Below are 23465 nucleotides of genomic sequence, written 5' to 3'. Positions count from 1 at the left end.
GGCCCGTATGGTGTCGTGGCCATTCGGCCCGTATGGTGTCGTGGCCATTCGGCCCGTATGGTGTCGTGGCCATTCGGCCCGTATGGTGTCGTGGCTACTCGGCCCGTATGGTGTCGTGGCCATTCGGCCCGTACGGTGTCGTGGCTACTCGGCCCCGTGATGTGCCGAGGGTCAGGGAGTCGGTGGCGGAAGACCCGCGGTGACGGTCACAGCAGCCCGGCCGCCGCCAGACACCTGCCCACCTCCTCCCGCTCCTCCTGCGTGAGCGGCACCTGCGGCTCCGCCGTCGCGGGACACGTGATCACCCCACGCAGGTGCAACGCTGTCTTGAACGCCCCCAGCGCCGACGAGCTCCCGCCCATCCGGGCCGGGTCCCCGGCGCGGACCATGCCGTACAGCGCGCACAGCCGCTCCTGTTCCGCCCGCGCCGCCTCCCAGTCGCCCGCGCGGCACAACCGGTCCAGGCGGACATAGCCCTCGGGGTCCACGTTGGCCAGCCCGGGCACCGCCCCGTCGGCGCCCAGCGCCAGTGCGGAGTCCACGAGCAGCTCCGAACCCGTGAGCGCGCTGAACCCGGCGGTCCCGGGACGCGACCGCATCCCCGTCACCACCGCGCGCAGCCCGGCCAGGTCGCCGCTGGAGTCCTTCAGACCGGCCAGCGTTCCGTCCGCCGCCAGTTCCAGCACCAGCTCCGGGCCGAGCTTCACGTGCACGGAGACGGGGATGTCGTAGGCGACGACCGGCACGGGGGAGTGATGGGCGATGAGCCGGTAGTGCCGGACGATCTCCGCGGGGTGGGTGCGCGTGTAGAAGGGCGCGGTGACGACGACGGCCTGCGCGCCCGCCGCCGTGACCTCCCGGACGTGGTCGAGCACGCGGGGCGTCGTCATGTCGATGGCCCCGGCGATCACCGGGAGTTGGCCACCGACGTGCGCGACCACCGTCTCCACCACCCGGCGGCGCTGCCGGTCCGTCAGGAACGCCGCCTCCGACGTCGAGCCCAGCACGAACAGTCCCTGCACCCCACCCTGCACCAGGTGGTCGACCAGCCGCAGGAGCGAGGGGACGTCCACCTCGCGGTCCGGTGTCAGGGGCGTGCAGACCGGCGGGACGACGCCGCTCAGCGGAACGGGCAAGGTCATCAAGGCTCCCAGGGGTGGCTGACGACGTACGAGCTCGGGGGTACGCTCGCGCTCCTGCCCAGGATGGCGGCAGCGACAGCGGCGCCCGACGGCCGACGCGCCCGTCCGCCGCCCGCGAAACAGGGCGCCCGGCGCCGGCCGGCTGCCCGACACTGGGCCGATGAGCGGTCCCGCACCGGACAACGGCGCCGGCACGGCCGACGGCGAGGGCTGGGACCCCGGGGCGCCCGGCGTCCTGCGGCTGCCGTCCGGGCGGCTGGTGCGCGGGCGGGGCCTGCGCCGGCCCCTGCCGGGCGGACCCGCACCCACCTACGGGCTGTATCTGCTCGGCAAGCGGCCCCCGGAGGTGCCCTGGGCCTCCGACTGGCTGCGGTGGCCCGACTTCCGGCTGCCCAGCAGTCGCAGCGAGGCATGGCGGCTGCTGGCCGAGTCCTGGGAGCGGGCCGCGTACGGACGTGTCGAGGTCGCCTGCGGCGGCGGACGCGGGCGTACCGGTACCGCGCTCGCCTGCCTCGCCGTGCTGGACGGCGTACCGCGGGAGCGGGCCGTGGCCTATGTGCGCGCCCACTACGACCGGCACGCCGTGGAGACGCCCTGGCAGCGGCGGTACGTGCGCACCTTCACAGCCCCAGCGTCATGATGAGCCGGTCCTCTCCCGCCCCGAAGTAGTCCTTGCGCACCCCCTCGTCGGACGAGAAGCCCAGCGACCGGTAGAGCATGATCGCGGCCGCGTTCGCCGGCTCCACCGTCAGCCGCACCTCGCGCACGTCCTCCGCCCGCAGCCGGCGCAGCACCTCCAGCATCAGCCGCCGGCCGAGCCCACGCCCCCGCTGGTCCCGGGTCACGCCGAGGCTGACGATCCAACTCCGGTAGCCGTCCCGCGTGGTGACGTACAGGACGTACCCGTGCAGGCGCTCCCCGTCGTCCAGCACCAGCAGACAGTCCCCGTGCAGGTCGAACAGCTGGCGCAGCACGAAGTAGGGGTACGGGTCGTCGGGGAACGCCTCCCGGTCCACCCGCACCAGTTCCGGCAGGTCGTCCTCCGTGACCCCCCGCATCGTCAGGGGGCGGTCCATGAACGCCCGATCGCGGAACAGAGCCGGTCCGGTGGGCCCGCCACGCGAAGGGAAACGTTCCTCCGGAAACACAGTCATGCCGCCCCCCTGCGGAATGGAGTCAAGCGCGCGTGACCATCCGTGCGGGTGGTACCACTGGGGCGCGCGCTGTCTGCCGTTCGGATGCGTTCGACAGATTTCCGACCATCTTGAGCGGGACGATCCAGCCCCTTCAAGGCCGGATCAGGTCCAAATAGTCATTCGCCCCGATGCGCCCCTGGTGCGCCCCAACTGGCGTAACTGCCTCGCCCGGTTGGCCGAAGGGGGATCCGGACCCGTCTTCCGATTGGTACGCTCGACCAATGACCTTCAGATCGCCGGGGGATGTCCAGCTGAATGCGGACGTACCATGGGCCGCATTCGACCCCATTGCCTACGTTGAGCACAATTATCGCGGCCTGCAGGCGGAGGACGCGGAGATCCTTCAGATCGTGGGCGATCATTTCGGCGATCATTTCCGGGGACGCGACACCGCCGGTGTTTCCGGCATCGACGTCGGGGCCGGTGCGAACCTCTACCCGGCGCTCGCGATGCTCCCCTGGTGCGACGAGATCACCCTCTACGAGCGCTCGCCCTCGAACGTCCGCTACCTCGAGAGCCAGGTCGCCTCCTACGACGGTAACTGGGACCAGTTCTGGGACCTGCTGCGCAAGAACGAGGCATACGGCGCACTGGAGTTGGACCCGCGGGCCAGGTTCCGGGACGTGGTCCGGGTCCAGTCGGGCAACCTCTTCGACCTGGTGCGGCACGAGGGCCGGTGGTCCATGGGGACCATGTTCTTCGTCGCCGAGTCGATGACCACCTCGCACGACGAGTTCCGCCGCGCCGTCGAGTGCTTCCTGCGTGCCCTCGCCCCCGGGGCTCCCTTCGCCGCCGCGTTCATGGAACATTCGATCGGGTATTACACGGGTGACCATTTCTTCCCGGCCTGCGACGTGGGAGAGTTGGAGGTGTACGAGAGTCTGCGGCCTTTCGCGGGTGAGTTCGAGACCATGCGCCTCAAGGCCTCGGCCGCCGTGCGTGAAGGCTATTCGGGAATGATCGTCGCCTATGGCCGGAGGAATTCGGAGTCAAACATTCCGGAGTCTGGTACTCCGGGTTCCGGTACTCCGGAGACCGGTATTCCGACCGGTTGAGGACCGCATCGTCACAACAGAAGACGGCACGTCCTCCAATGATGGCAGCGCGGCCTGTGTGAGGGGCATGGGATGCAGATCAAGCCACGCCAGCATCTGCTGGACATCTGGCAGGCGGTCGCCCGCCACTCGTTCGACGGCGGGGAGTGGAACTGGGGCAAGCGGGGCGGGGAAAGCAGCGTCGCCGACGCCGAGCGCCTGCTCTGCATCCTGTATCCGGCCACGGAGATCCCCGCCTTCCGCCTGGACGACCCGGACACCACACAGGACGACGTCCAGAAGGCGATGAAGAAGGCCGGCGGACGCCTGGAGATCCCCGCGAACCTGGTCACGGCGACCGCCGAGTTCATGCGCAGGCACACGAACGAGAAGAGACCCACGTTCGCCGGCGGCTACTACTTCGTGTCCGGGGACAAGGACCGCGACCTCACCCCGGAGCAGCGCGACCTCGGAGTCGTCGACTCGTACTCCATGTCGATCACCCTGTGCCTGGCCACCCTCGGCTTCCTCAAGGTCTACGAGTCCAAGACCCGCCGCGGCGACATCCTGGAGACCATCCAGGAAGTGCGCGCCGCCACCAGCAACCGCCTCACCGCGGCCATGGTGAGCCTGCTGCGCTCCTTCACCATCAACGTCTTCGACACCGACTCCTCCCAGGGGCGCACGCTGTGCGAACTCCTCGGCCAGGGGCGGCTGTCGCAACGGCATGTGCTGCGCAGGTTCCAGGACCGCTTCGAGGCGCTGCGCGCCGCCATCATCGAGAGCTTCGTCCTCGGTGTCGACGTCGAGGAAGGCCTCAAGGACCCCAACCAGCTCTTCGAATGCGGCTGGGGCTGGAGCATCGTCAGGGACGCGCCCGAGGTCGAGACCGCCGAACCCATCGGGCCGCAGCCCCGGGGCATCGCCAACCCGGTGCCGTACCTCTACTTCACCGTGGTCGCCCTCGACGGTATCCAGGACCTGTTCTCCGACCGCACCCTCACCCTCGGCCTGCTCAACCCCGAACAGCAGCGACTCGCCGAGGCGTTACGACTGCGCTGGGAGATCACCCAGCAGTTCTGGTCCGGTATCGCGCGCTTCGGCGGCGACCGGTGGCCCCTGGAGGACATCCCCTGGCGCACCACCGGCCAGAAACTGGAGTCCGAGTACTTCTCCCTCTCCGTCGCCGCCATCCTCGTCCACGACCTGATGCGGCGGCGCGCCACCGACGACGACCTGACCCGCACCGTCAGCGTCATGGAACGCCTCGCCGAACGCGGCCGCATCACCAGCCGCATGACCCGCGACGACCCCATGATCCGGCTGCACCACCCCGGCGTCACCCTGCCGCTGCAGGGCAGCGAGAGCGCGGGGCCGCCCATGCAGTGGATCATGAGCGACTTCTCCGCGCAGCTGCTCAAGCGGACCATCCAGCTGTGCACGCTCTCCCGCAACCTCGCCTCGCACGACCGGCTGCTCCGCCTCGCCGAGGACATCTTCGAGCACCTGTGGCGGCGCCGGATCGGTGACGGCGAGGGCACCGGCCTGTGGGACAACGTCCACGCCGCCTATCCCCATACCCCGGCGTACGAGGGGCAGGTGTCCTGGAGCGTCACCGAGCGCGTCACCGAGGTGATGGTCCAGGTCCACCAGATGTACAAGCAGCCCCCGATCCGCAGCACCGAACTCACCGTGCTGGCCCGGTCGTTGCTGAGCGAGGCCACCCACCTCCTCGGCAATGAACAGATGGAGCCCGCACCGGCCTCCGAGGGCAACCGGGGCATGGAACTCAGGGGCATCGAGGTCAAGTTGCGCCGCGCCCGCAGGCTCGTGGACGAACAACCCGGCACCGCCTGCTCCTTGACCCTCGACGTCCTCGGACAGCTCGACGCCCTCGCCCGGGCCCGGGAAGCCGCGGCCCAGGGGGTGTGACGTGCTCGTCTTCGCGGCCTCCGACAAGGGAGGCACGGGCCGCTCCGTCACCAGCGCCAACCTCGCCTACCACCGGGCGCTGGCCGGCGACGACGTCTGCTACCTGGACTTCGACTTCGGCTCGCCCACCGCGGCGGCCGTCTTCGACGTGCCCGACGCCCGCCGGGCCGCCGAGGACCGTGGCCTGCACTCCTACCTGACCGGCGAGGTCGGCGAACCGGCCCGCATCGACGTCTGGGCCGAGACCGAGCACCCGGTGCTGCGCAACCGGCCCCCCGGCTCCGGCAGCCTGGTGCTGATGCCCGGCGACGTCAGCGGCGGCGAGTTCGCCATCACCGACGACACCCTGCGCCGCTGCGTCGACCTCCTGCTGCGGCTCAACAGCGAGTTCGACATCATCGTCATCGACCTCAGCGCCGGCCGCAGCTACGCCGTCGACATGGCCCTGAAGGCCACCGCGCAGCGCGAACTGCGCGGTGTCCTGGCCCGCTGGCTGGTCTTCCACCGCTGGACCCGGCAGCACGTGGCGGCCGCGGCGAGCCTGGTGCACGGCAAGCGCGGCATCGTCGCCGGCGGGGTGGCCCGCGGCCACGACGAGGACGCGCTGCGGAACGTCATCCGCTTCGTGCGGGCCGCCGTACCCGACCCCGAGTCGGCGCTGTGGTCCCAGGTGTCGGCGACCCAGTCGGCGTGGATGCGTGCCTGCGACCGCGACCTGAAGCAGATGTCCTCCACCCTCGGCATCGGATACACCCAGGTGCTCGGCTCCGTGCCGCTGGAGCCCGTCCTGCAGTGGCGCGAGCAGCTCATCACCGACGAGGACGTCCTCGACAGCCAGATCGCCAACCGGGAGACCTGGGAGGCACTGAGCGAACTGGCGAACCGGCTGACCGACGACAAGTACTGGGAGCAGCCGTGACGGAAGCAGTGTTCCGCGAGACCACCGCAGAGCCCCGCACCCAGTCCGTCCCGCTCGCCCATCTCTCCCTCGAACTCGGCCACCTCTACATGGAGGACTTCGAGGCCGGGCCCGAGCGGCTGCGCGAGCACTTCGCCGAGGTACGGATCTGGGTGGACGCGGCCCGGGCCGCCGCCGCCCGCCGCACCGGCGGCAAACGGCCCCGCATCAGCACCTGCTTCCTCATCGACGACTACTTCACCCGCTTCTCCACCCCCGCCGAACTCGTCCCCGTGGTGCTCCAGGAGGCCGAGCGGGCCGGGCTCGTCATCGACTACCTGGCCCGCGAGTCGGGCTGCGCCGTCGCCGACAAGATCGAACTCGCCGAGTCCGTGATGCACCGCCTCGTCGAGTCGCCACCGCCGGGCAGCTACGGCTCCCGGCCGCCCGTCAGCCAGACCGGCTGGCTCGCCAACGGTCAGCGCAGCCCCGGCTCCCGCAGTGCCATGGAGGAGGTCACCGGCTGGCAGCCGCCCCAGGAGACCGCCGCCCGCAACCACTCCGTGTTCATGGACGTCGAGCTGTGGTCCGAGAAGGACGGACAGCGGCTGTGGTCCTGCCCGTTCCTCGCCGCCGTCTGGCAGCTCGCCCGCCTCGGCCTGCTGCGCCATCTCGGCGAACCGGTCCTCGTACCCCGCCCGTGGACCGGCCGCGACTTCCCCCACGAGTGGGACCGGCTACCGCCGCTGATCCAGCTCAACCCGGCGGCGGCACCGTTCAGCGCGTACCGCACCTGCACCCTGATGGCCAACCGCTTCCTCGCCGTCGAGGACGCGGTCCGGCTCATCCTCGACCAGATAGACGTCGACTCGGGCGCGCTCAAGCAGGTCGCCGAACGCTCCGCCCGCGAGGGCGCCGCGGTGCCGGACGCGGTCGCGCAGCGCGCCACGTACGTCTTCTACGAGGAGCCCGCCGGCGCCTTCACCGCCGAGGGGAGCTGAGATGCCGGCCGGGGGACAGCCGACCCGCCCGGTGCTCGCCTGCGGTGAGGTGCGCACCTGTCTGCTGCCGTCCTTCCACGCACTGGACGGCCGGGCCGCCGCCCAACTGCTGAGGCTGCGGGCGGACGAGCACGTCCGGGTCTCCGAGCGGCCCAACCTGTACGCGCTGTCCCCGGACGTCCTCACCGGCGTGGATTGCCGGCTGCCCACCTCCAACGGCGCCAAGGTCCGCGCCGTCGGCACCGTGGCCGCCCGGGCCGCGCTCACCGAGGGCCGCGTCCTGCAGGCCACCGCCTACTTCACCGCCCCGTCCGCCGGCCCCGACACGCGCCGCCCCTGGGGCCACTACCTCGTCAGGCCCGGCCTGGTCGAACCCTTCGGGAAACTCCCTGAGCAGGCCACCGCCGAAGGCGTCCTGCGCGGCGGCGCACGCGGCGAACTCGACCTCGGGATGATCGCCGAGAGCCTGCTCGCCCAACTGCTGCGCCATCCGCTGCTCGACCACAAGGCACCCTTCAAGTCCCGGCGCACCCATCTGCGCTGGGCGGCGCGACGCGCCCCCGAGGGCGAGGGACCGTCGCTGGAGCGCTTCACCCTTGCCGAGCACGGGCTGCGGACCGTGGAGCTGAGGCTGCCGGAGGACATCCCGGCCGCCGCGGCCGCCGGCCTGTGCGAGGACCTCGCCCTGCACGACTGGCTGCTGACGACCGTCGTGCACATGCTGGACAGCAGCCGGCTCGGTGCGGCGGACGGCCCCTCGGCCGTCCTCGCGCTGCGTCCGGCCGTCGATCACCTGCTGCATCTGTGGATGCCGCGCGCACACGTGGACCGCACCCTGGGCCACCTGTGGGACGTGCTGGAACGGGAGCCGGGGTTCACCCGTCAGTGGCAGACCCTGGTCCAGCGCATCCGCGACCAACTGGCCGTCCAGGCCGTTCCGTTGCTGCACGAGGCACTGAGTACGCGCTGAAGGGCGGCACCAACCGACAACCGTGACGGGGGAGACCGACATGACAGGAGCGTCAGAAGCGTCAGGAGCGTCATCACGGCAGGCACGCGGGGCATCGAGGAACGAGGAGGCGCAGCACTCGCCGAACCTGTTACGGAAAACACTGGTCACGGCGGTGGTGGCCGCCGCCACCTACCTCCTGACCAACGTCCTGAACCAGGACAAGAACCAGGTATGGCAGCTGACCGTGTCCGTCGTCCTCGGTGGCGCGGCACTGATCATCCAGTACCTCGTGGACTTCGAGCAGCGGCTGAACTCGATGGAGCACGGCCTGGACAAGTACCACCAGGAGACGCGCAGGGAGATCGAGAACGCCTTCGTCCGGATCAGTGAGGCGACCGAACTGTTCAGTGAGGTGGACCGCTCGGTGCTGCGGTCCGACGGCGTGGCCCGGCTGGCGCGCGCCTACACGCATGTGGGCCGTCAGGAGTCACAGCTGGTGAAGGACTTCGCCCAGGACCGGATCGCCCAGCTCGCGGCGACGATGGAGAGCCTGAGCCGCGGCAGCACGGACTGCCCGGGCGAGGAGCACGACTGGCTGATCGCCCTCACCGGGTGCGCCACCCACACCCTGGAGGCCACCAGCACCCCCGTGGACCGCGACTTCTGGACCAGCGAGCCCGCCAACCGCTATCTGAAGGCACAGGAGGAGGCCGTCAAGCGGGGAGTGCGGGTGCGGCGGCTGTTCCTCGTGAAGAACCCGCTGGAACGCACCGAGGAACTGGAGGAACTCTGCCGCAGCCAGCGGGACCTCGGCATCGACGCACGCATCGCGGTCCGCTCGGAACTGCCGCAGCGGGCCCGCCTCACGCTCACCAACGACTTCATCGTCTTCGACGGGCAGCTCTGCTACGAGATAGAGCCGGACGTGGACGTCGTACCGGCCAAGACCCTCCTGAAGTTGACACCCACGCACGTCCAGGAGCGGATGAAGCGGTTCAACGTCCTGTGGGAGGCGACCGAGCCCACCGGCCCGGGCACCCTGCCCGCGCCGACCGCCGCGTCCGGCTGAGCGGAACGCCGCGCGTCACACAGAGGCAGGCCCCAGAGTCACACGTCGCGGCGGTCCACGGCGACCACCGCGACGACGGCCGCCACGAGCGCCCACGCAGCGAAGACGATCCAGCCGCCCGTCACGGTCGTCGGATAGCGCGGGACCAGGGTGAACGGGTGGTTCGCGTAGTCGACGTCGACGAGGCGCAACCAGGCGTTGAAGGGCATAGCGTTCCTGACGCAGACCGTCCAGTGGTAGCGGTCGGTGATGAACGACGGCAGGAACAGCAGGACGAAGATGTCGAGCACCATGGTCGTCGCGCTGTGCCGGATCAGCGCGCCCAGGCCCATGCCGACCAGCGCGCACACCGGCGCGAGGAGCGCCGACGCCACGACCAACCGCAGTGCCCCCGGGTGGCCGATCGACACGCCCTGCCCGCGCCCGTCGAGGATGGCCTGGGTCGCGGCGAAGGAGGCGCCCGCGATGAGGGCGCCGTAGAGCGTCATCACGGCGGTCACGACGACCACCTTCGCGGTCATCAGCGCACGCCGGTCCGGGACGGCCGCGAAGGTCGTACGGATCAGGCCCGTCGAGTACTCCCCGACGACGGTGATGGCGCCGATGCTCGACGCGGCGAGGAGCAGCATCATGGCGGCGCCCTGGGTGAAGGCGTCGCGCAGCGCCCAGGAGAGGAAGTGCGCCTGGATGACGCGGCCGTAGTGCGGGTAGTTGCTGTAGTCCGCGCGGGCCGCGTTGGCGTTGAAGGCGATGATGCCAAGGGCGCTGGCGCCGAGCGCCCAGTACGTCGACCGCAGCGAACGAAGCTTGATCCATTCGGCAGCCAGCAGGTCGGTGAATCGGGCGGCGGGCAGGGTGAGGGCGGTCGTCATCGGGGCTCCCCGGCGAGGTATTCGACACTGTCGGCGGTCAGTTCCATGAAGGCGGCCTCCAGGGAGGCGGTCTGGGTGGCCAACTCCCACAACAGGAACCGGTGTTCGTGGGCGATCTCCCCGACCCGCGCCGAGTCGACCCCGGCGACCTTCAGTGTCTCGGTGTCGTACGGCACCACGGCCGCGCCCTCGGCGGACAGCAGGGCGGAAAGAGGACCGGCGTCGGGCGTCCGCACGGTCACGGTCGGCTGGGCACCGCGCGCGGCGAAGTCCGCGAGGCTCTCGGCGGCGATCAGCTGACCCCGGCCGATGACCACCAACTCGTCGGCGGTGTGCTCCATCTCCGACATGAGGTGGCTGGAGACGAAGACGGTACGGCCTTCCGCGGCGAGCCTCCGGAAGAGCCCCCGCACCCACAACACACCTTCCGGGTCGAGGCCGTTGAGCGGCTCGTCGAAGAGAAGGACCGGTGGATCGCCGAGCAGGGCGGTGGCGATGCCCAGGCGCTGCTTCATACCGAGCGAGTAGCCGCCGATCCGGCGCCGGGCAGCGGCACCCGTGAGCCCCACCTCGGTGAGGACCTCGTCCACGCGGCGCGCCGGGATGCCGTTGCTGCGGGCCAGCGCGCCCAGATGCGCCCGGGCGGAGCGGCCGCCGTGCACGTCACCCGCGTCGAGCAGGGCACCGACGTGGTGCAGCCCGCGCGGATGCCGGCGGAAGGAGTGCCCGCTGACGGTGGCGGTGCCGGAGGTCGGCTCGATCAGGCCGAGCAGCATCCGCAGGGTGGTGGTCTTGCCCGCGCCGTTCGGGCCGAGGAAGCCGGTGACGTGGCCGGGGCGGACGGTGAAGGACAGTTCGCGGACGGCGGTGGTGTCGCCGTAGCGTTTGGTGAGGTCGTTGACTTCGATCACGGGGACCACGGTGGCGGGGGAAGGCGGTGTGAGGCATCGCCCGCGCGCTGACATTCGAACCCGGTGGCTGTCGACCGTGGTTGTACGTCCACGGGCCGATGACCTGCGCCGCGTCCGCACCTACGATCACCGACATGCCCGCCACCGTGCCACTGCCTCCGCTCAAGCGTGTGCCACCGGGTGCGTGGATCGTGCTCGTGTGGTGCGCGAGTACGCTCTTCACGCTCCTGACCACGTTCAGGCTGCCCGGAGAGACGGAGCCGCAGCAGTGGCCGGCGGCCCAGCTCTACCGCTGGGACGGCCTGACGTTCCTTGTCGCGTCCACCGCGATGGCGCTGCACGGCGCCCGACTGCTGCACCGGCGACCGCTGCGCGCCCTGACCTGGCTGATCCTTGCCTCCATCGTCGAGACGAACACGCTCGGGGTGGGGGAGCTGCCGATGGCGCAGTACCTCGCGCCCGTTCTCGCGCTGTACTTCATCGCGGCGGCGTGGCCGCACCGCACCGCAGTCGTCGCGCTGACCATGGGCGTCGGCACCCTGGTCGGGTACATCGCCACGCGACTGCTGTGCCGGTGGGACGTCGGCATGTCGGCGGAGCTGGCCGTGGCCCTGGTGGCGGTGATCAGCTGGCTGCTCGGCAACTCCGCGCACCAGGCGCGGGAGCACGCCGAGCGGCTGAGTGCGCAGACCGCGGCGCGGGCGGTGACGGAGGAGCGGCTGCGCATCGCCCGCGAGATGCACGACACCGTGGCCCACAGCATCGGCATCATCGCCCTCCAGGCGGGCGCGGCGGCCCGGGTGGCGGCGACCCGCCCGGAGGCGGCGCGCGAGGCGATGCGGGCGGTGGAGACGACGGGCCGGGAGACGCTGGCGGGGCTGCGGCGGATGCTGGTCGCCCTGCGGGCGGCGGACGAGGGCCACGGGGACGGCACGGAGGCGGTGCCGACCGCCGGCCTGGACGACGTCGACCGCCTCGCCGCCGCGACGACGGCGGCGGGGGTGCGCGTGGAGGTGCGGCGGCTGGGGGAGCCCCGCCCCCTTCCACCCGACCTCGACCTGTCGGCGTTCCGGATCATCCAGGAGTCGGTCACCAATGTCGTACGGCACTCCGGCACGGACGCCTGCCGGGTGACCGTGGACTACGCCGACGACGTCCTCGCCCTGGAGGTGACGGACGACGGCCGGGGCCACGGCACGTCGACGGACACCGGCTTCGGCCTGGCCGGAATGCGGGAGCGGGTCGCGCTGCTGCACGGCGAGTTCAGCGCCGCCCCGCGCCCTGAGGGCGGTTTTCGGGTGACGGCGCGGCTGCCGGTACCGGAGGGCGTCCGATGACGGTCCGGGTGGTCCTCGCCGACGACCAGGAGTTGATCCGTACGGCGCTGCGGATGGTGATGGAGGAGATCGATGACCTGGAGGTCGTGGGGGAGGCGGCCACGGGCGAGGAGGCGGTGACGCTGACGGAGGAACTCCATCCGGACGTCGTCGTCATGGACATCCGGATGCCGCAGGTGGACGGTATCGAGGCGACGCGCCGCATCACCGCAGGGCCGGCCGAAACGCGGATCGTGGTCCTGACGACCTTCGACGACGACGATTACGTGTACGGGGCCCTGCGTGCGGGCGCGTCCGGGTTCCTGGTGAAGGACATGGCGCTGGACGACATCATCGGGGCGGTGCGGGTGGTGGCGGCGGGAGACGCGCTGATCGCCCCCAGTGTGACCCGCCGCCTGATACAGGACTTCGCGGCCCGTCCCGGACCGGCCCGGGCCCGCCGAGACCTGACGGGCATCACGGACCGCGAACGCGAGGTCATGACCCTGGTCGGCTCCGGGCTGTCCAACACGGAGATAGCGGCCGAACTGTGCATCAGCGTGGCGACGGCGAAGACGTACCTGACCCGCCTGCTGACCAAGCTGAATGCGAGGGACCGTGTCCAGCTGGTGATCATGGCGTACGAGGCGGGGCTGGTGTCCGTGGGATAGGTTCCGCGCGGTGCGGCTCAGTCGGTCCGTTCCAGGGACAGGTCCTGGGTCCCGATGACCGAGAGCAGTTCCAGCTGGGCGGCGCCCTCGGTGCCGGGCGGGGCGGAGAACCACAGCAGGCGCTGGCGGCCGTCCTCGCTGAACAGGCTGTGGCAGTCGAGTTCGATGACGCCGAGGGCGCGGTGGACGATCCGCTTGTGGTCGGTGCGGCGCAGCGCGACGTCGTGGGTGTCCCAGAGGCCGGCGAACTCCTGGCTGCGCCGGCGCAGCGCGGCCACCATCCGGGTCACCTCGGTGTCGCCGGCGCGCCGGGCGGCGACCGCCTGGAGGTCGGCGACGAAGACCCGGGAGTGGTGGGGGTGGTCCTCGGCGGGATAGATCCCGCGGGTTTCCGGGTCGGTGAACCAGCGGTACACGAGACTCGCCTCCGGACCGCGCACCGCCGGGGCGGGGCCGAGGAGCGCGACGGCCAGGGGGTTCTGTACGAGGGTCTCGTGCAGGTCCGTGATGACCTGGGCGGGAGTCGTGGTGAGCCGGTCCAGCAGACCGAGCAGCCCCGGCTGGACATGCGCGGTCGGGCCCTGCGCCGCCGGGGGGACCGGGCGGTCCGCGAGGTGGAAGAGGTGGTCGCGCTCGTCGCCGTTCAGCCGTAGCGCCCGGGCCAGGGCGGCCAGCACCTGGGCCGAGGGCTGGGCGCCGCGTCCGCGTTCCAGCTCCGTGTAGTAGTCGGCGGACAGCCCCGCCAGCTGGGCGACCTCCTCGCGCCGCAGCCCGGGCACCCGGCGCCGCGGACCGTGCGGCAGGCCCACGTCGGAGGGGCGGATCCGGTCGCGCCGGGACTTGAGGAAAGCGGCGAGTGCGGAGTGGTTCACGCGTTTCATGGTCCCGCACGGCGAAGGGCTGAGCCAGGGGACGGCGACCCCAGGGTGAGGAGAGCCGTGGCACGGGTCGCAGGCCCCGGCCCACGCTGGAGGCGACACGAACACCAGCGAGGAAAGAGAGCGATCGTGCCGTTCGCCAACTTCAAGGTCATCGCCGGAACCCTGGACGAGAAGCAGAAGGAGAAGATCGTCACCCGCACCACCGAGCTGTACGTCGAGCTCTACGGCGAGCGGGCCCGCGCCAACACGATGGTCCTGGTCGAGGAGGTCCCGGACGGGGGCTGGGGCATCGGCGGGAACGTGCTGACGCTCGCCGTGCTCGAGGGATCCCCTGACGACTGAGGGTCTCGCGACAGCACCTTCGGCGTGCTTGTTCCCCCGCGAGTGAAGGTCGGGCGTCGGGGCGGCTGTCACGGCCTGCGATGGGTTCAGCACGGACCTCTTCGTCGGGCCGGCCGCCCCGAGGCGGCCGGCCCGTCGTCGGTCAGCGCAACCTTACGAGGAAGACGTCGCCTCGTTGGTTGGTGTCGCCCGGTACCCAGTCGTCCCTCCACGACTCGAACGCCGCCACCCGCGCGTTCCTGTCGTACGCCAGGTCACGCATGCCGGAGGCGTCGGCCAGCAGCAGCCGGGTGCGGCCCGTGCGCACATCCCGTACGTACTGGCGGGTGCCGACCGTGAGGACGTGGTCGTAGGAGCTGCCCAGGAACCCGCCCGCCGACGTGAGCGCCGTCGGATCGCCCGGCGCGTCCACCGTGCGGGTGCGGCCCGTGACCAGGTCGCGCACGTAGCCGCCGGTGTGCCGGGAGCCCGGGACCATCCTGTCCGTCGGGGAGTTGAACAGGACGTATCGGCCGTCCGGGCTGACTCCGGCGAACTTCGAGGGCATTCCGTTGGTGTCGCTGCCGTCGTATGTGACGTCGACGCGCTCGGTCCGTCCGGTGGCGCGGCGCCATGCGTAGAGGTATCCGATGGGCGGCCCGGACACATGGGGCCAGTTCGAGGAGTAGGCGACGGCACTCCCGTCCGGGGTGATGTGCGGTGCGTACGCCTGGGTGTCCCCGTACTGCCCGATCTTGGCGCTCACCATCCGCGTCGTACCGGTCCGCAGATCCCGCACGTACACGCGCATGTCGTAGTGCAGGCCCAGCGGGTACCAGGCCCCGCGCCCGGCCACGAAGGCCACGTACCGGCCGTCGGCGCTGATCGACGGGTCCCGCGAGACGTCGCCGAAGCCCGGGTCGAGGCCCACGTCGACCTTGGTGGTGCGGCCGGTGCGCAGGTCACGGACGTAGACGTCGGACAGCCGGCCGGGCGGACCGTGTTTCTCCGGGTGCGGCCATTCCGATGTGAACGCCACATAGCGGCCGTTGGCGCTCAGGGACGCCTGGTAGGCCTCCGCGTCGGCGGGTGCGCCCACGCCCTGCGCGTTGACCCGGACGATGCGGCCGGTGCGCACGTCCTTGACGAAGACGTCGCTCCTGTTGTTGGTGTCGCCGGGCACGAGGTTGGTCGCGTCGGACTCGAAGGCGACGTACCGTCCGTCCGCGCTGATCGACGGGAACATGGAGTCACCGTCGGCCTGGGAGCCGTCGGCGGCGACGCTGATGCGGTGGATGCGCGGAACCGGTTCGGCCGCGGCCGCCGTTCCCGGCAGCGTGGCGAAGGACAGCAGCGCGACGAGCGCGGCTCCGCCCGCCACGCGTAAGGCTCTGGTGGCTCTGGACACGTTTCTCCCCCCGAGAAACCGTCTTCCCCCGGCCCCACGCCGAGGGCACTCGGGGATGAAAGCGCACCGGAAACCCCGGGTCAATCAGCCCAACGGCGTACAACTCCCGCGCGACCTCATACGTCCGCGCACGAACGCCACCCGGGCCACTCGGAGCGCGGAAGCGCGCCACTGGCTAGAAGCGGGCGGTCCCCACAGCACGGATGAACTCCGTCCAGGCCACCGAGCCGACAAGGAGCACGGGACCACCGGGCACCTTGCTGTCCCGGACGGGGACGACGCCGGGGACTCCGTCGGCTACTTCGACGCAGTCGCCGCCTTCGCCGTTGCTGTAGCTGCTCTTGCGCCAACGGGCGGCGCCGGGGAAGTCGTACGCGACCTCGACGCAGCTGCCGCCGTTGTCGTCGCTGTAGCTGCTTTTGCGCCAGCGGGCGTTGCTCAGGTCGTACCCGCGCATCGTCTGTGGTCCTCCGCCGCCGACTGGATCAGGGCGAGGGACGCCTTCGGCGGCAGTGCGGCGGCCCTGAGCAGATCGTATGCTTCCTGCACACGCTTCACCAGGGCCGGATCGTCGAGCAGGTTGCCTGAATACACCGCCTCTGTATAGACAGTTGGCGGCGCGTCCTCGAACTCGAAGAGTGTGACCATGCGGCCCATGAGCGGGTAGGCGCCCACAGCCGTCGGCAGCACCTGCACCAGGACCCTGCGCTGCCGCGCCAGTTCCGCGATGTGGTCCAACTGCGCCGCCATCTCCGCATCGCCACCGACCGGGATGCGCACCACGTGCTCGTGCAGGATCACCCAGTACACGGGCCGGGCAGCGCCTGCCAGGACCTGTGCGCGCTCCACACGAGCCGTGACCTTCTCCTGGATGTACTCCTCGGTGACGAACGGGTTGCTCGCCAGGGTCACCGCTCGGGTGTACTCCGCCGTCTGCAACAACCCCGGCACCAACGTAGGCGCGAACTCGCAGATCTTGGTCGCCGTCCGTTCGAGCTCCACCACCTCCGCGAAATAATCCGCATAGCGGCTGTCATCAATGAGCTTTCGCCACGTGCGCTCGAAAAAGCCCTCGGTTTGCAGGACCTCGTCGATCCGCTGTGCCACGTCCAACTGAGGTTTCCGAATCGCCTGTTCGAATTGGCCGATGTAGCCGCCCGAGACGAAAACACGCGCGCCCAGCGCGGCCTGGGTGAATCCCGCGTTCTCCCGCCGCCGTTTCAGCTCCGCGCCGAAGAACTCCCACGCCGCCTGCCGCGCACCGTTGGCCATGGCTCAACACACCCCTGCTGCCTCGCACTTGTAGGGCACAGACACCTGTCGAGTGTAGATGCAGAGCGTCACCATGGAGATGCGAAGCGTGAAAGTCCGAGGGGAAGGGGAGCACGGTGACGGCAGTACACGTATCACTCGGGGGACGAGACTCGGCGCACCGCGTCGAAGAGGCGGAGGAGACAGTGAAGGAATTGCGGGCGGCGCTCGCGGGCGTCGGAATCACCTTGCCGTCGCTCCGGCTCGACCCGGCAAGTCTGGCACGGGAGACACCCTGTCCGCTGGTGGAATTGGGCGGCTGTTCGGTCGATGTCGCCGTCCGGCTCGCGGCGGCGCTGCGGGCGCGGCCGGCGGCGGAGGTGCGATGAAGAAGAAGCCGCCGATCGGGTCGTACGCCGTCGACACCCGCACCGGGAGGGTGGGCGTGGTCATGGGGCACGAGGGCCCGTACGTACAGCTGAGACCGTACGGCGGGGGCAAGGAGTGGGACGTCGAGCCGGAGGCCGTGCGCCCGGCGACCCAGGCCGAGCGCCTGCGGGCCGCCACCGCGTACGCCAACGCCCGCAGTCGCGGTGAGGTCCCTTGAGGACCCGGCCCGAGGCGGGCTCGCCGTAGGCGAGAATGGACCCCATGAGTCTGTTCCGCGACGACGGCATCGTGCTGCGCACCCAGAAGCTGGGTGAGGCGGACCGGATCATCACGCTGCTCACGCGGGGTCACGGACGGGTACGCGCCGTGGCCCGCGGGGTGCGCCGGACGAAGTCGAAGTTCGGGGCCAGGCTGGAGCCGTTCTCGCACGTGGACGTGCAGTTCTTCGCGCGCGGGAGCGAGCTGGTCGGGCGGGGGCTGCCGCTGTGCACGCAGAGCGAGACCATCGCCCCGTACGGCGGTGGGATCGTCACCGACTACGCCCGGTACACCGCCGGCACCGCCATGCTGGAGACCGCCGAGCGGTTCACGGATCACGAGGGGGAGCCGGCCGTCCAGCAGTATCTGTTGCTGGTCGGGGGCCTGAGGACGCTCGCCCGTGGTGAGCACGCGCCGCACCTCGTCCTGGACGCCTTCCTGCTGCGCTCCCTCGCCGTCAACGGCTACGCGCCCAGCTTCAGCGACTGCGCGAAGTGCGGCATGCCCGGGCCGAACCGCTTCTTCTCGGTCGCCTCGGGCGGGTCCGTGTGCGCCGACTGCCGGGTGCCCGGCAGCGTCGTACCCTCGCCGCAGGCCCTGGAACTGCTCGGCGCGCTGCTGACGGGAGACTGGGAGACCGCGGACGCGTGCGAGGCCCGGTACGTCCGGGAGGGCAGCGGGCTGGTGTCGGCGTATCTGCACTGGCACCTGGAGCGGGGGCTGCGCTCGCTCCGGTACGTGGAACAGTAGAGCGCGTCACAGCGTCACAGCTGTCAGAAGCGCGACAGAGCGACAGAGCGACAGAGCGACAGAGCGAAGAACCGAGGAGCGAGAAGCACATGGCCGTACGCGGGTTTCTGGGCCGCCAGCGCCGGGAGTACAGGACGCCGGAACCGCACCCGTCCGGCGCGCGGCCGCCGAAGCTCCCCGGGGAGCTGATCCCGAACCATGTCGCGATCGTCATGGACGGGAACGGGCGGTGGGCCAAGCAGCGCGGCCTGCCCCGCACCGAGGGGCACAAGGTCGGTGCCGAGCGGGTGCTGGACGTGCTGCAGGGCGCGATCGAGATGGGCGTGGGGAGTATCTCCCTCTACGCCTTCTCCACCGAGAACTGGAAGCGGTCGCCCGAAGAGGTGCGCTTCCTGATGAACTTCAACCGCGACTTCATCCGCAAGACCCGCGACCAGCTCGACGAACTCGGCGTGCGGGTGCGCTGGGTGGGCCGTATGCCCAGGCTGTGGAAGTCCGTCGCCAAGGAGCTCCAGATCGCCCAGGAGCAGACCAAGGGCAACGACCGGCTCACGCTGTACTTCTGCATGAACTACGGCGGCCGTGCGGAGATCACGGACGCGGTGCAGGCCATCGCGGAGGAGGTGAAGGCCGGCCGGCTCGACCCGTCGAAGATCACCGAGAAGACGGTCGCCAAGCACCTGTACTACCCGGACATGCCGGACGTGGACCTGTTCCTGCGGCCGAGTGGCGAGCAGCGCACCTCCAACTACCTGCTTTGGCAGAGCGCCTACGCCGAGATGGTCTTCCAGGACGTGCTGTGGCCGGACTTCGACCGGCGCGACCTGTGGCGTGCGTGCCTTGAGTTCGCCTCGCGTGACCGCCGTTTCGGCGGGGCGATCCCGAACGAGGAGCTGCTGGCCATGGAGGGCGAGCAGGCCTAGGGCCTCTCGTTTGGATCATGTCGGGCTCGCGGGGCCTGGCACGCGGAGCTGGATTCGGCCATGCTCTACGATCACGGCTCGTCACCGAAGAACCGGGGAGGGGCCGTGACCGAAGAGCAGGCTGCTGCGCTGAGAGAGACCGGAGTCGTGCTGGAGTACCGCCTCCAGCACGCGGACATGCTGGAGGCCATCCGGCTCATCCTGCGCAAACGGCGGTCCAAGTTCATCTTCCGCCTGCCCTTCATCATCAGCTTCGGGCTGCTGGGCGTGGCGGTACTGGCGCTGCACCTGGCGCACGGCAGGGGCGTGCGCTTCGTCGACGTACTGATCCCGCTGTACGCGGTGTTCCTGTACTTCTGGCCGCACATCGCGGCCCGTGGCTCGCTGAAGGCGGTCCAGCACCAGGGACTGGTGCGGGCGACTGTGGACGAGGCGGGTGTCCGGATGGTGGGCTCCCAGGCCGAGAGCACCTCCGCCTGGGGCAACTTCGGCAGTTACGCGGAGAGCAAGCGGGTGTTCATCCTGCGCAGTCCCGACCGCGTGGGCCGCTGCGCGATGGTGCTGGCCAAGCGGGGCGCGGCCGACCCGGCCGACGTCGACCGGCTGCGCACGCTGCTGGACCAGCACCTGACCCGCGCATGAGCGTCGTCCGCGGCTGCGCGGCGGTCGTCGCCATCGGCTGCGCGGTCCTCGCGGTGTTCTTCAGCTTCATGGTCACGACCGACATGGAGACGGTCCCCGGCCTGCGGGACAACATGGCGCCGATGGCCGTCGGCGCGCTGGTGTTCGCGGCGCTGCTCGTCGTCGGCGGAACGGCACTCGGCGGGCGGCCGTCGTACGCGGGGTGGGCGGTCGTGGCCCTGTTCGGCGGTCTCATGGCGCTGCGGATGTGGACGCTCGCCCCGATGCTGCACTGCTGGTCGTACGACAGCGTGGGGCGGAACGACGACGGTTCCTACTCCTGCGTGAACCGGGGCGCCATGTCCCCCTGAACCGGCCTCGCGCCGGTGCTCAGCCTTCCGCCGCGGCGCCCGCGCACTCCGCGCAGGTGCCGAAGATCTCCACCGTGTGGGCGACGTTGACGAAGCCGTGCTCCGCCGCGATCCCCTCCGCCCACTTCTCCACCGCCGGGCCCTCGACCTCGACGGCCTTGCCGCAGACGCGGCAGACCAGGTGGTGGTGGTGCTCGCCGGTCGAGCAGCGGCGGTAGACGGACTCGCCGTCGGAGGTGCGCAGGACATCGACCTCGCCGGCCTCGGCGAGGGACTGCAGGGTGCGGTAGACGGTGGTGAGACCGACCGAGTCGCCCTTGTGCTTGAGCATGTCGTGGAGTTCCTGCGCGCTGCGGAACTCGTCGACCTCGTCGAGGGCCGCCGCGACAGCGGCACGCTGCCGGGTGGCGCGGCCCTTCACGGGCGGTCCTGCGATCGTCACCGGTTGCCTCCTTCATCGCTGCGCCTGCCGGGCCCATTGTGCCAGCCCGGCCCCTGCGCGGTCAGACTCCGACCTCGTCGGCGGCCCCTCGCGTGGCCGGAATCGCGCACTCTGCGGGGTCCCCGGAGGGCTGTGCGGCGGCGAGCGCCCGCGCGCGTCGCCTGGCCAGCGGAGTGGCGAGAGCGGTCAGTGCGATGAACGCGGCGATGGTCAGCAGCACGATCGTCGCGCCGGGCGGCACGTCCTGGTAGTACGACGTGATCGTGCCGCCGAGGGTGACGGTCACGCCGATGGCGACCGCGATCGCGAAGGTCGCCGCGAAGCTGCGGCCGAGCTGCTGTGCCGCCGCCACCGGGACCACCATCAGCGCGGAGACCAGGAGAAGACCGACCACGCGCATCGCGACGGTCACCGTCACCGCCGCCGTGACGGCCGTCAGCAGGTTCAGGGCGCGCACCGGCAGACCCGTCACCCGGGCGAACTCCTCGTCCTGGCTGACCGCGAAGAGCTGGCGGCGCAGGCCGAGGGTGACCAGGACGACGAACGCCGCGAGCAGGCAGATGGCCAGGACGTCCGACTGCGACACCGTGGACAGCGACCCGAACAGGTACGACGTCAGGTTCGCGTTGGAGCCGCCCGGCGCGAGGTTGATGAACATCACGCCGCCGGCCATACCGCCGTAGAAGAGCATCGCGAGGGCGATGTCGCCGCGCGTCTTCCCGTACCAGCGGATCAGTTCCATGAGGACCGAGCCGAGGACGGAGACGGCCGTCGCCATCCACACCGGGGAGGTGGACAGGAGGAAGCCGAGGCCGACGCCGGTCATCGCCACGTGGCCGATGCCGTCGCCCATCAGGGCCTGGCGGCGCTGCACGAGGTAGATGCCGACGGCGGGGGCCGTGATGCCGACCAGGACGGCGGCGAGCAGGGCCCGCTGCATGAAGGCGTAGTTCAGGAAGTCCATCAGCTCAGCAGTCCCGTGCGGATCGGTTCGGCGCCGGTGGCGTCGTGCGGGTGGACGTGGTCGTGGCCGGGCAGGGCGTGCTGGCCCACGGCCTTCGGGGGCGGGCCGTCGTGGAGCACGCAGCCGTCGCGCAGGACGACCGCCCGGTCGATCAGGGGCTCCAGGGGGCCCAGTTCGTGCAGCACCAGCAGCACGGTCGCACCGGACGCCACCTGGTTCCCGAGCGTCTGCGCGAGCACCTCCTGGCTCGCCAGATCGACGCCCGCCATCGGCTCGTCCATGATCAGCAGTTCGGGCTCGGAGGCGAGCGCACGGGCGATCAGGACGCGCTGGTGCTGGCCGCCGGAGAGCGCGTTGACCGAGTCCTTGGCCCGGTCCGCCATGCCGACGAGATCCAGGGCGTGGCGTACGGCCTCGTGGTCGGCCCTGCGCAGGATGCCGAAGCGGGCCCGGGACAGGCGCCCGGAGGAGACGACCTCGGTCACCGTGGCGGGCACGCCGCCCGCGGCCGTGGTGCGCTGCGGGACGTATCCGACGCGCCGCCAGTCGCGGAAGGCTCGGCGCGGGGTGCCGAAGAGTGTGATCTCCCCGGAGCTCACCGGCACCTGGCCGATGATGCTGCGCACGGCGGTCGACTTGCCCGAGCCGTTCGCCCCGAGCAGCGCGACGACCTCACCGCGGCGCACGGTGAGGTCGATGCCGCGCAGGACGGGGCGCGAGCCCAGGTCGGCGCGTACGCCGCGCATCGATATGACGGGCTCGCCCGTGGCGTCCGTGGCGTCCGTGGCGTCCGTGGCGTCCATCGCGTCCTCCGTGGCGATCACTTGGTGCCCAAGGCGGTCTGCAGGGCCTTGAGGTTGGACTCCATGACCTGGAAGTAGTCCCTGCCGCGGGACTTCGGCGTGATGCCCTCGATCGGGTCGAGGACGTCCGTCTTCAGGTTCGCGTCCTGGGCGATGGTCTTCGCGGTCTTGTCGCTGACGAGCGTCTCGTAGAAGACCGTGGAGACGCCGTCGGCCTTGGCCATCTTCTCCAGGTCGCGGACGCGGGCGGCGCTGGGTTCGGACTCCGGGTCCAGCCCGTTGATGGCCTCCTCGGTGAGGCCGTAGCGCTCGGCGAGGTAGCCGAAGGCGGCGTGCGTGGTGATGAAGACCTTGGTCCTCGTGTTCTTCAGGCCGTCCGCGTACCGGGTGTTCAGGTCGTCGAGCTTCTTGACCAGAGCGTCGGTGTTCTTCTTGTACGTGCCCGCGTGCTTGGGGTCCGCCTTCTCGAAGGCGGCGCCGACGCCCTTGGCGACCTGGGCGTAGCGCACCGGGTCGAGCCAGATGTGGGGGTCCTTGCCGCCGGACTCCTCGCCCTGGTGGGTGTCGTGGGCGGCCGCGTGCCCGCCGACCTCGTTGCCGTGCTCCTCCAGGGAGGTCAGGGAGGCGGCGTCGACCTTCGTCCTGATCTCGGACTGGGCCACCGCGTCGTCGACGGAGGGCTGCAGGCCCTTGAGGTAGAGGACCGCGTCGGACTCCTGGAGCTGCGCGGTCTGCTTGGCGCTGATCTCCAGGTCGTGCGGTTCCTGGCCGGGCTGGGTCAGACTGGTCACGTGGACGTACGACCCGCCGATCCGCTCGGCGAGGAAGGCCAGCGGGTAGAACGACGCCACGACGTCGAACTTGCCGCTGTCGCCCGCTGCGGCACTGGAGGAGGAGCAGGCGGAGAGGGCTCCGAGACCGAGGGCGGTGGCCGCCGCGACCGCGGTCCCGGGTATGAGGCGTCGTCGTGCGTTCATGACAGTCATTTTCATCAAACATGGAAACCGTTGTCAACAAACCCGGTCCTTGGGGCCTGTGCCCAGGTCTGTGGACGGGACCGATTTGATTGAGGGGGAGCCACCGCCGGT

General features: G+C 70.6%; 28 protein-coding genes. 16 read left to right on the top strand and 12 right to left on the bottom strand.

The window, feature by feature from the left end:
- Positions 1-206 precede the first annotated feature (206 nt).
- On the bottom strand, positions 207-1142 hold the full coding sequence (locus ACFYZJ_RS30270; protein ID WP_388573212.1) for a dihydrodipicolinate synthase family protein: 936 nt from the start codon (positions 1140-1142) through the stop codon (positions 207-209).
- A gap of 160 nt (positions 1143-1302) precedes the next feature.
- On the opposite strand from ACFYZJ_RS30270, the gene ACFYZJ_RS30265 reads away from it, so the two are divergent.
- The gene (locus tag ACFYZJ_RS30265) at positions 1303-1782 is read left to right on the top strand and encodes a protein-tyrosine phosphatase family protein (protein WP_388573210.1); all 480 of its coding nucleotides are present in this window, start codon (positions 1303-1305) and stop codon (positions 1780-1782) included.
- Here ACFYZJ_RS30265 and ACFYZJ_RS30260 read toward each other — a convergent pair.
- The gene (locus tag ACFYZJ_RS30260) at positions 1763-2296 is read right to left on the bottom strand and encodes a GNAT family N-acetyltransferase (protein ID WP_388573208.1); all 534 of its coding nucleotides are present in this window, start codon (positions 2294-2296) and stop codon (positions 1763-1765) included. The genes ACFYZJ_RS30265 and ACFYZJ_RS30260 overlap by 20 nt on opposite strands.
- 263 nt (positions 2297-2559) lie before the next feature.
- On the opposite strand from ACFYZJ_RS30260, the gene ACFYZJ_RS30255 reads away from it, so the two are divergent.
- From ACFYZJ_RS30255 to ACFYZJ_RS30230, 6 genes are all read left to right on the top strand, one after another.
- Positions 2560-3393, top strand: a complete 834-nt coding sequence (locus tag ACFYZJ_RS30255) for an SCO2525 family SAM-dependent methyltransferase (protein ID WP_388573206.1) — start codon at positions 2560-2562, stop codon at positions 3391-3393.
- A 72-nt stretch (positions 3394-3465) separates the two neighbouring features.
- Positions 3466-5304, top strand: coding sequence for an SCO2524 family protein (locus ACFYZJ_RS30250; RefSeq protein WP_388573204.1), 1839 nt, complete (start codon positions 3466-3468; stop codon positions 5302-5304).
- A 1-nt stretch (position 5305) separates the two neighbouring features.
- Complete coding sequence (locus tag ACFYZJ_RS30245; protein WP_388573203.1) at positions 5306-6223, top strand: SCO2523 family variant P-loop protein; 918 nt, start codon at positions 5306-5308, stop codon at positions 6221-6223.
- A complete protein-coding gene (locus ACFYZJ_RS30240; RefSeq protein ID WP_388573201.1) occupies positions 6220-7203 on the top strand; it encodes an SCO2522 family protein in 984 nt (327 codons plus the stop codon). The genes ACFYZJ_RS30245 and ACFYZJ_RS30240 overlap by 4 nt, the downstream gene beginning before the upstream one ends.
- Position 7204: 1 nt before the next feature.
- Positions 7205-8173: an SCO2521 family protein gene (locus tag ACFYZJ_RS30235; RefSeq protein ID WP_388573200.1), complete on the top strand. Its 969-nt coding sequence runs from the start codon at positions 7205-7207 to the stop codon at positions 8171-8173.
- A gap of 157 nt (positions 8174-8330) precedes the next feature.
- Positions 8331-9224 carry a DUF6879 family protein gene (locus ACFYZJ_RS30230; protein ID WP_388573198.1) on the top strand — a complete coding sequence of 298 codons (894 nt, stop codon included), beginning with the start codon at positions 8331-8333 and terminating at the stop codon, positions 9222-9224.
- 38 nt (positions 9225-9262) lie between these two features.
- On the opposite strand, the gene ACFYZJ_RS30225 is transcribed toward ACFYZJ_RS30230, so the two are convergent.
- Both ACFYZJ_RS30225 and ACFYZJ_RS30220 read right to left on the bottom strand, forming a co-directional pair.
- Positions 9263-10096, bottom strand: coding sequence for an ABC transporter permease (locus tag ACFYZJ_RS30225; RefSeq protein ID WP_388573196.1), 834 nt, complete (start codon positions 10094-10096; stop codon positions 9263-9265).
- On the bottom strand, positions 10093-11007 hold the full coding sequence (locus ACFYZJ_RS30220) for an ABC transporter ATP-binding protein (RefSeq protein WP_388573194.1): 915 nt from the start codon (positions 11005-11007) through the stop codon (positions 10093-10095). Before ACFYZJ_RS30220 ends, ACFYZJ_RS30225 begins: the two co-directional genes overlap by 4 nt.
- Before the next feature lie 134 nt (positions 11008-11141).
- On the opposite strand from ACFYZJ_RS30220, the gene ACFYZJ_RS30215 reads away from it, so the two are divergent.
- Both ACFYZJ_RS30215 and ACFYZJ_RS30210 read left to right on the top strand, forming a co-directional pair.
- Positions 11142-12344: a sensor histidine kinase gene (locus ACFYZJ_RS30215; RefSeq protein ID WP_388573192.1), complete on the top strand. Its 1203-nt coding sequence runs from the start codon at positions 11142-11144 to the stop codon at positions 12342-12344.
- A complete protein-coding gene (locus ACFYZJ_RS30210; RefSeq protein WP_388573191.1) occupies positions 12341-12994 on the top strand; it encodes a response regulator in 654 nt (217 codons plus the stop codon). The genes ACFYZJ_RS30215 and ACFYZJ_RS30210 overlap by 4 nt, the downstream gene beginning before the upstream one ends.
- A 17-nt stretch (positions 12995-13011) precedes the next feature.
- Here the strand turns inward: ACFYZJ_RS30210 and ACFYZJ_RS30205 are convergent, their stop codons facing one another.
- Positions 13012-13875, bottom strand: a complete 864-nt coding sequence (locus tag ACFYZJ_RS30205; protein ID WP_388573189.1) for a helix-turn-helix domain-containing protein — start codon at positions 13873-13875, stop codon at positions 13012-13014.
- Positions 13876-14001: 126 nt separating this feature from the next.
- Between ACFYZJ_RS30205 and ACFYZJ_RS30200 the strand changes: the two genes are divergently transcribed.
- Positions 14002-14217, top strand: a complete 216-nt coding sequence (locus ACFYZJ_RS30200; protein WP_388573188.1) for a tautomerase family protein — start codon at positions 14002-14004, stop codon at positions 14215-14217.
- A gap of 142 nt (positions 14218-14359) precedes the next feature.
- Here ACFYZJ_RS30200 and ACFYZJ_RS30195 read toward each other — a convergent pair whose 3' ends face one another.
- The 3 genes from ACFYZJ_RS30195 to ACFYZJ_RS30185 all read right to left on the bottom strand — a co-directional run bounded on the left by ACFYZJ_RS30195 (position 14360) and on the right by ACFYZJ_RS30185 (position 16876).
- Positions 14360-15577: a TolB family protein gene (locus ACFYZJ_RS30195; protein ID WP_388573186.1), complete on the bottom strand. Its 1218-nt coding sequence runs from the start codon at positions 15575-15577 to the stop codon at positions 14360-14362.
- Positions 15578-15779: 202 nt separating this feature from the next.
- The gene (locus ACFYZJ_RS30190; protein WP_388573184.1) at positions 15780-16061 is read right to left on the bottom strand and encodes a DUF397 domain-containing protein; all 282 of its coding nucleotides are present in this window, start codon (positions 16059-16061) and stop codon (positions 15780-15782) included.
- Positions 16043-16876, bottom strand: a complete 834-nt coding sequence (locus ACFYZJ_RS30185) for a helix-turn-helix domain-containing protein (RefSeq protein ID WP_388573182.1) — start codon at positions 16874-16876, stop codon at positions 16043-16045. The genes ACFYZJ_RS30190 and ACFYZJ_RS30185 overlap by 19 nt, the downstream gene beginning before the upstream one ends.
- Before the next feature lie 185 nt (positions 16877-17061).
- Between ACFYZJ_RS30185 and ACFYZJ_RS30180 the strand changes: the two genes are divergently transcribed.
- The 6 genes from ACFYZJ_RS30180 (at position 17062) to ACFYZJ_RS30155 (ending at position 20168) form a co-directional block, all read left to right on the top strand.
- Positions 17062-17244, top strand: a complete 183-nt coding sequence (locus tag ACFYZJ_RS30180) for a hypothetical protein (protein ID WP_388573180.1) — start codon at positions 17062-17064, stop codon at positions 17242-17244.
- Positions 17241-17462, top strand: a complete 222-nt coding sequence (locus ACFYZJ_RS30175; protein WP_388573178.1) for a hypothetical protein — start codon at positions 17241-17243, stop codon at positions 17460-17462. Before ACFYZJ_RS30180 ends, ACFYZJ_RS30175 begins: the two co-directional genes overlap by 4 nt.
- Positions 17463-17506: 44 nt before the next feature.
- The gene (gene recO / locus ACFYZJ_RS30170; protein ID WP_103838332.1) at positions 17507-18253 is read left to right on the top strand and encodes a DNA repair protein RecO; all 747 of its coding nucleotides are present in this window, start codon (positions 17507-17509) and stop codon (positions 18251-18253) included.
- Positions 18254-18342: 89 nt separating this feature from the next.
- Complete coding sequence (locus ACFYZJ_RS30165) at positions 18343-19176, top strand: isoprenyl transferase (RefSeq protein ID WP_388573176.1); 834 nt, start codon at positions 18343-18345, stop codon at positions 19174-19176.
- 105 nt (positions 19177-19281) lie between these two features.
- On the top strand, positions 19282-19818 hold the full coding sequence (locus ACFYZJ_RS30160; RefSeq protein WP_388573174.1) for a hypothetical protein: 537 nt from the start codon (positions 19282-19284) through the stop codon (positions 19816-19818).
- Complete coding sequence (locus tag ACFYZJ_RS30155) at positions 19815-20168, top strand: hypothetical protein (RefSeq protein ID WP_388573172.1); 354 nt, start codon at positions 19815-19817, stop codon at positions 20166-20168. Before ACFYZJ_RS30160 ends, ACFYZJ_RS30155 begins: the two co-directional genes overlap by 4 nt.
- 19 nt (positions 20169-20187) lie before the next feature.
- Here ACFYZJ_RS30155 and ACFYZJ_RS30150 read toward each other — a convergent pair whose 3' ends face one another.
- The 4 genes from ACFYZJ_RS30150 to ACFYZJ_RS30135 form a co-directional block, all read right to left on the bottom strand.
- Entirely contained in the window at positions 20188-20610 is a 423-nt protein-coding gene (locus ACFYZJ_RS30150; RefSeq protein WP_388573170.1) for a Fur family transcriptional regulator, read from the bottom strand.
- A 61-nt stretch (positions 20611-20671) separates the two neighbouring features.
- The gene (locus ACFYZJ_RS30145; protein WP_388573169.1) at positions 20672-21574 is read right to left on the bottom strand and encodes a metal ABC transporter permease; all 903 of its coding nucleotides are present in this window, start codon (positions 21572-21574) and stop codon (positions 20672-20674) included.
- Entirely contained in the window at positions 21574-22377 is an 804-nt protein-coding gene (locus ACFYZJ_RS30140) for a metal ABC transporter ATP-binding protein (protein WP_388573167.1), read from the bottom strand. The genes ACFYZJ_RS30145 and ACFYZJ_RS30140 overlap by 1 nt, the downstream gene beginning before the upstream one ends.
- A gap of 17 nt (positions 22378-22394) precedes the next feature.
- Positions 22395-23354: a metal ABC transporter solute-binding protein, Zn/Mn family gene (locus ACFYZJ_RS30135; protein WP_388573165.1), complete on the bottom strand. Its 960-nt coding sequence runs from the start codon at positions 23352-23354 to the stop codon at positions 22395-22397.
- Positions 23355-23465: the final 111 nt, after the last annotated feature.

Origin of the sequence: Streptomyces sp. NPDC001848 (assembly GCF_042891915.1) — a bacterium.
Classification (GTDB): domain Bacteria; phylum Actinomycetota; class Actinomycetes; order Streptomycetales; family Streptomycetaceae; genus Streptomyces.
The sequence above is the reverse complement of the archived record's forward strand: the minus strand, read 5'-3'. Positions and strand labels throughout refer to the sequence as shown.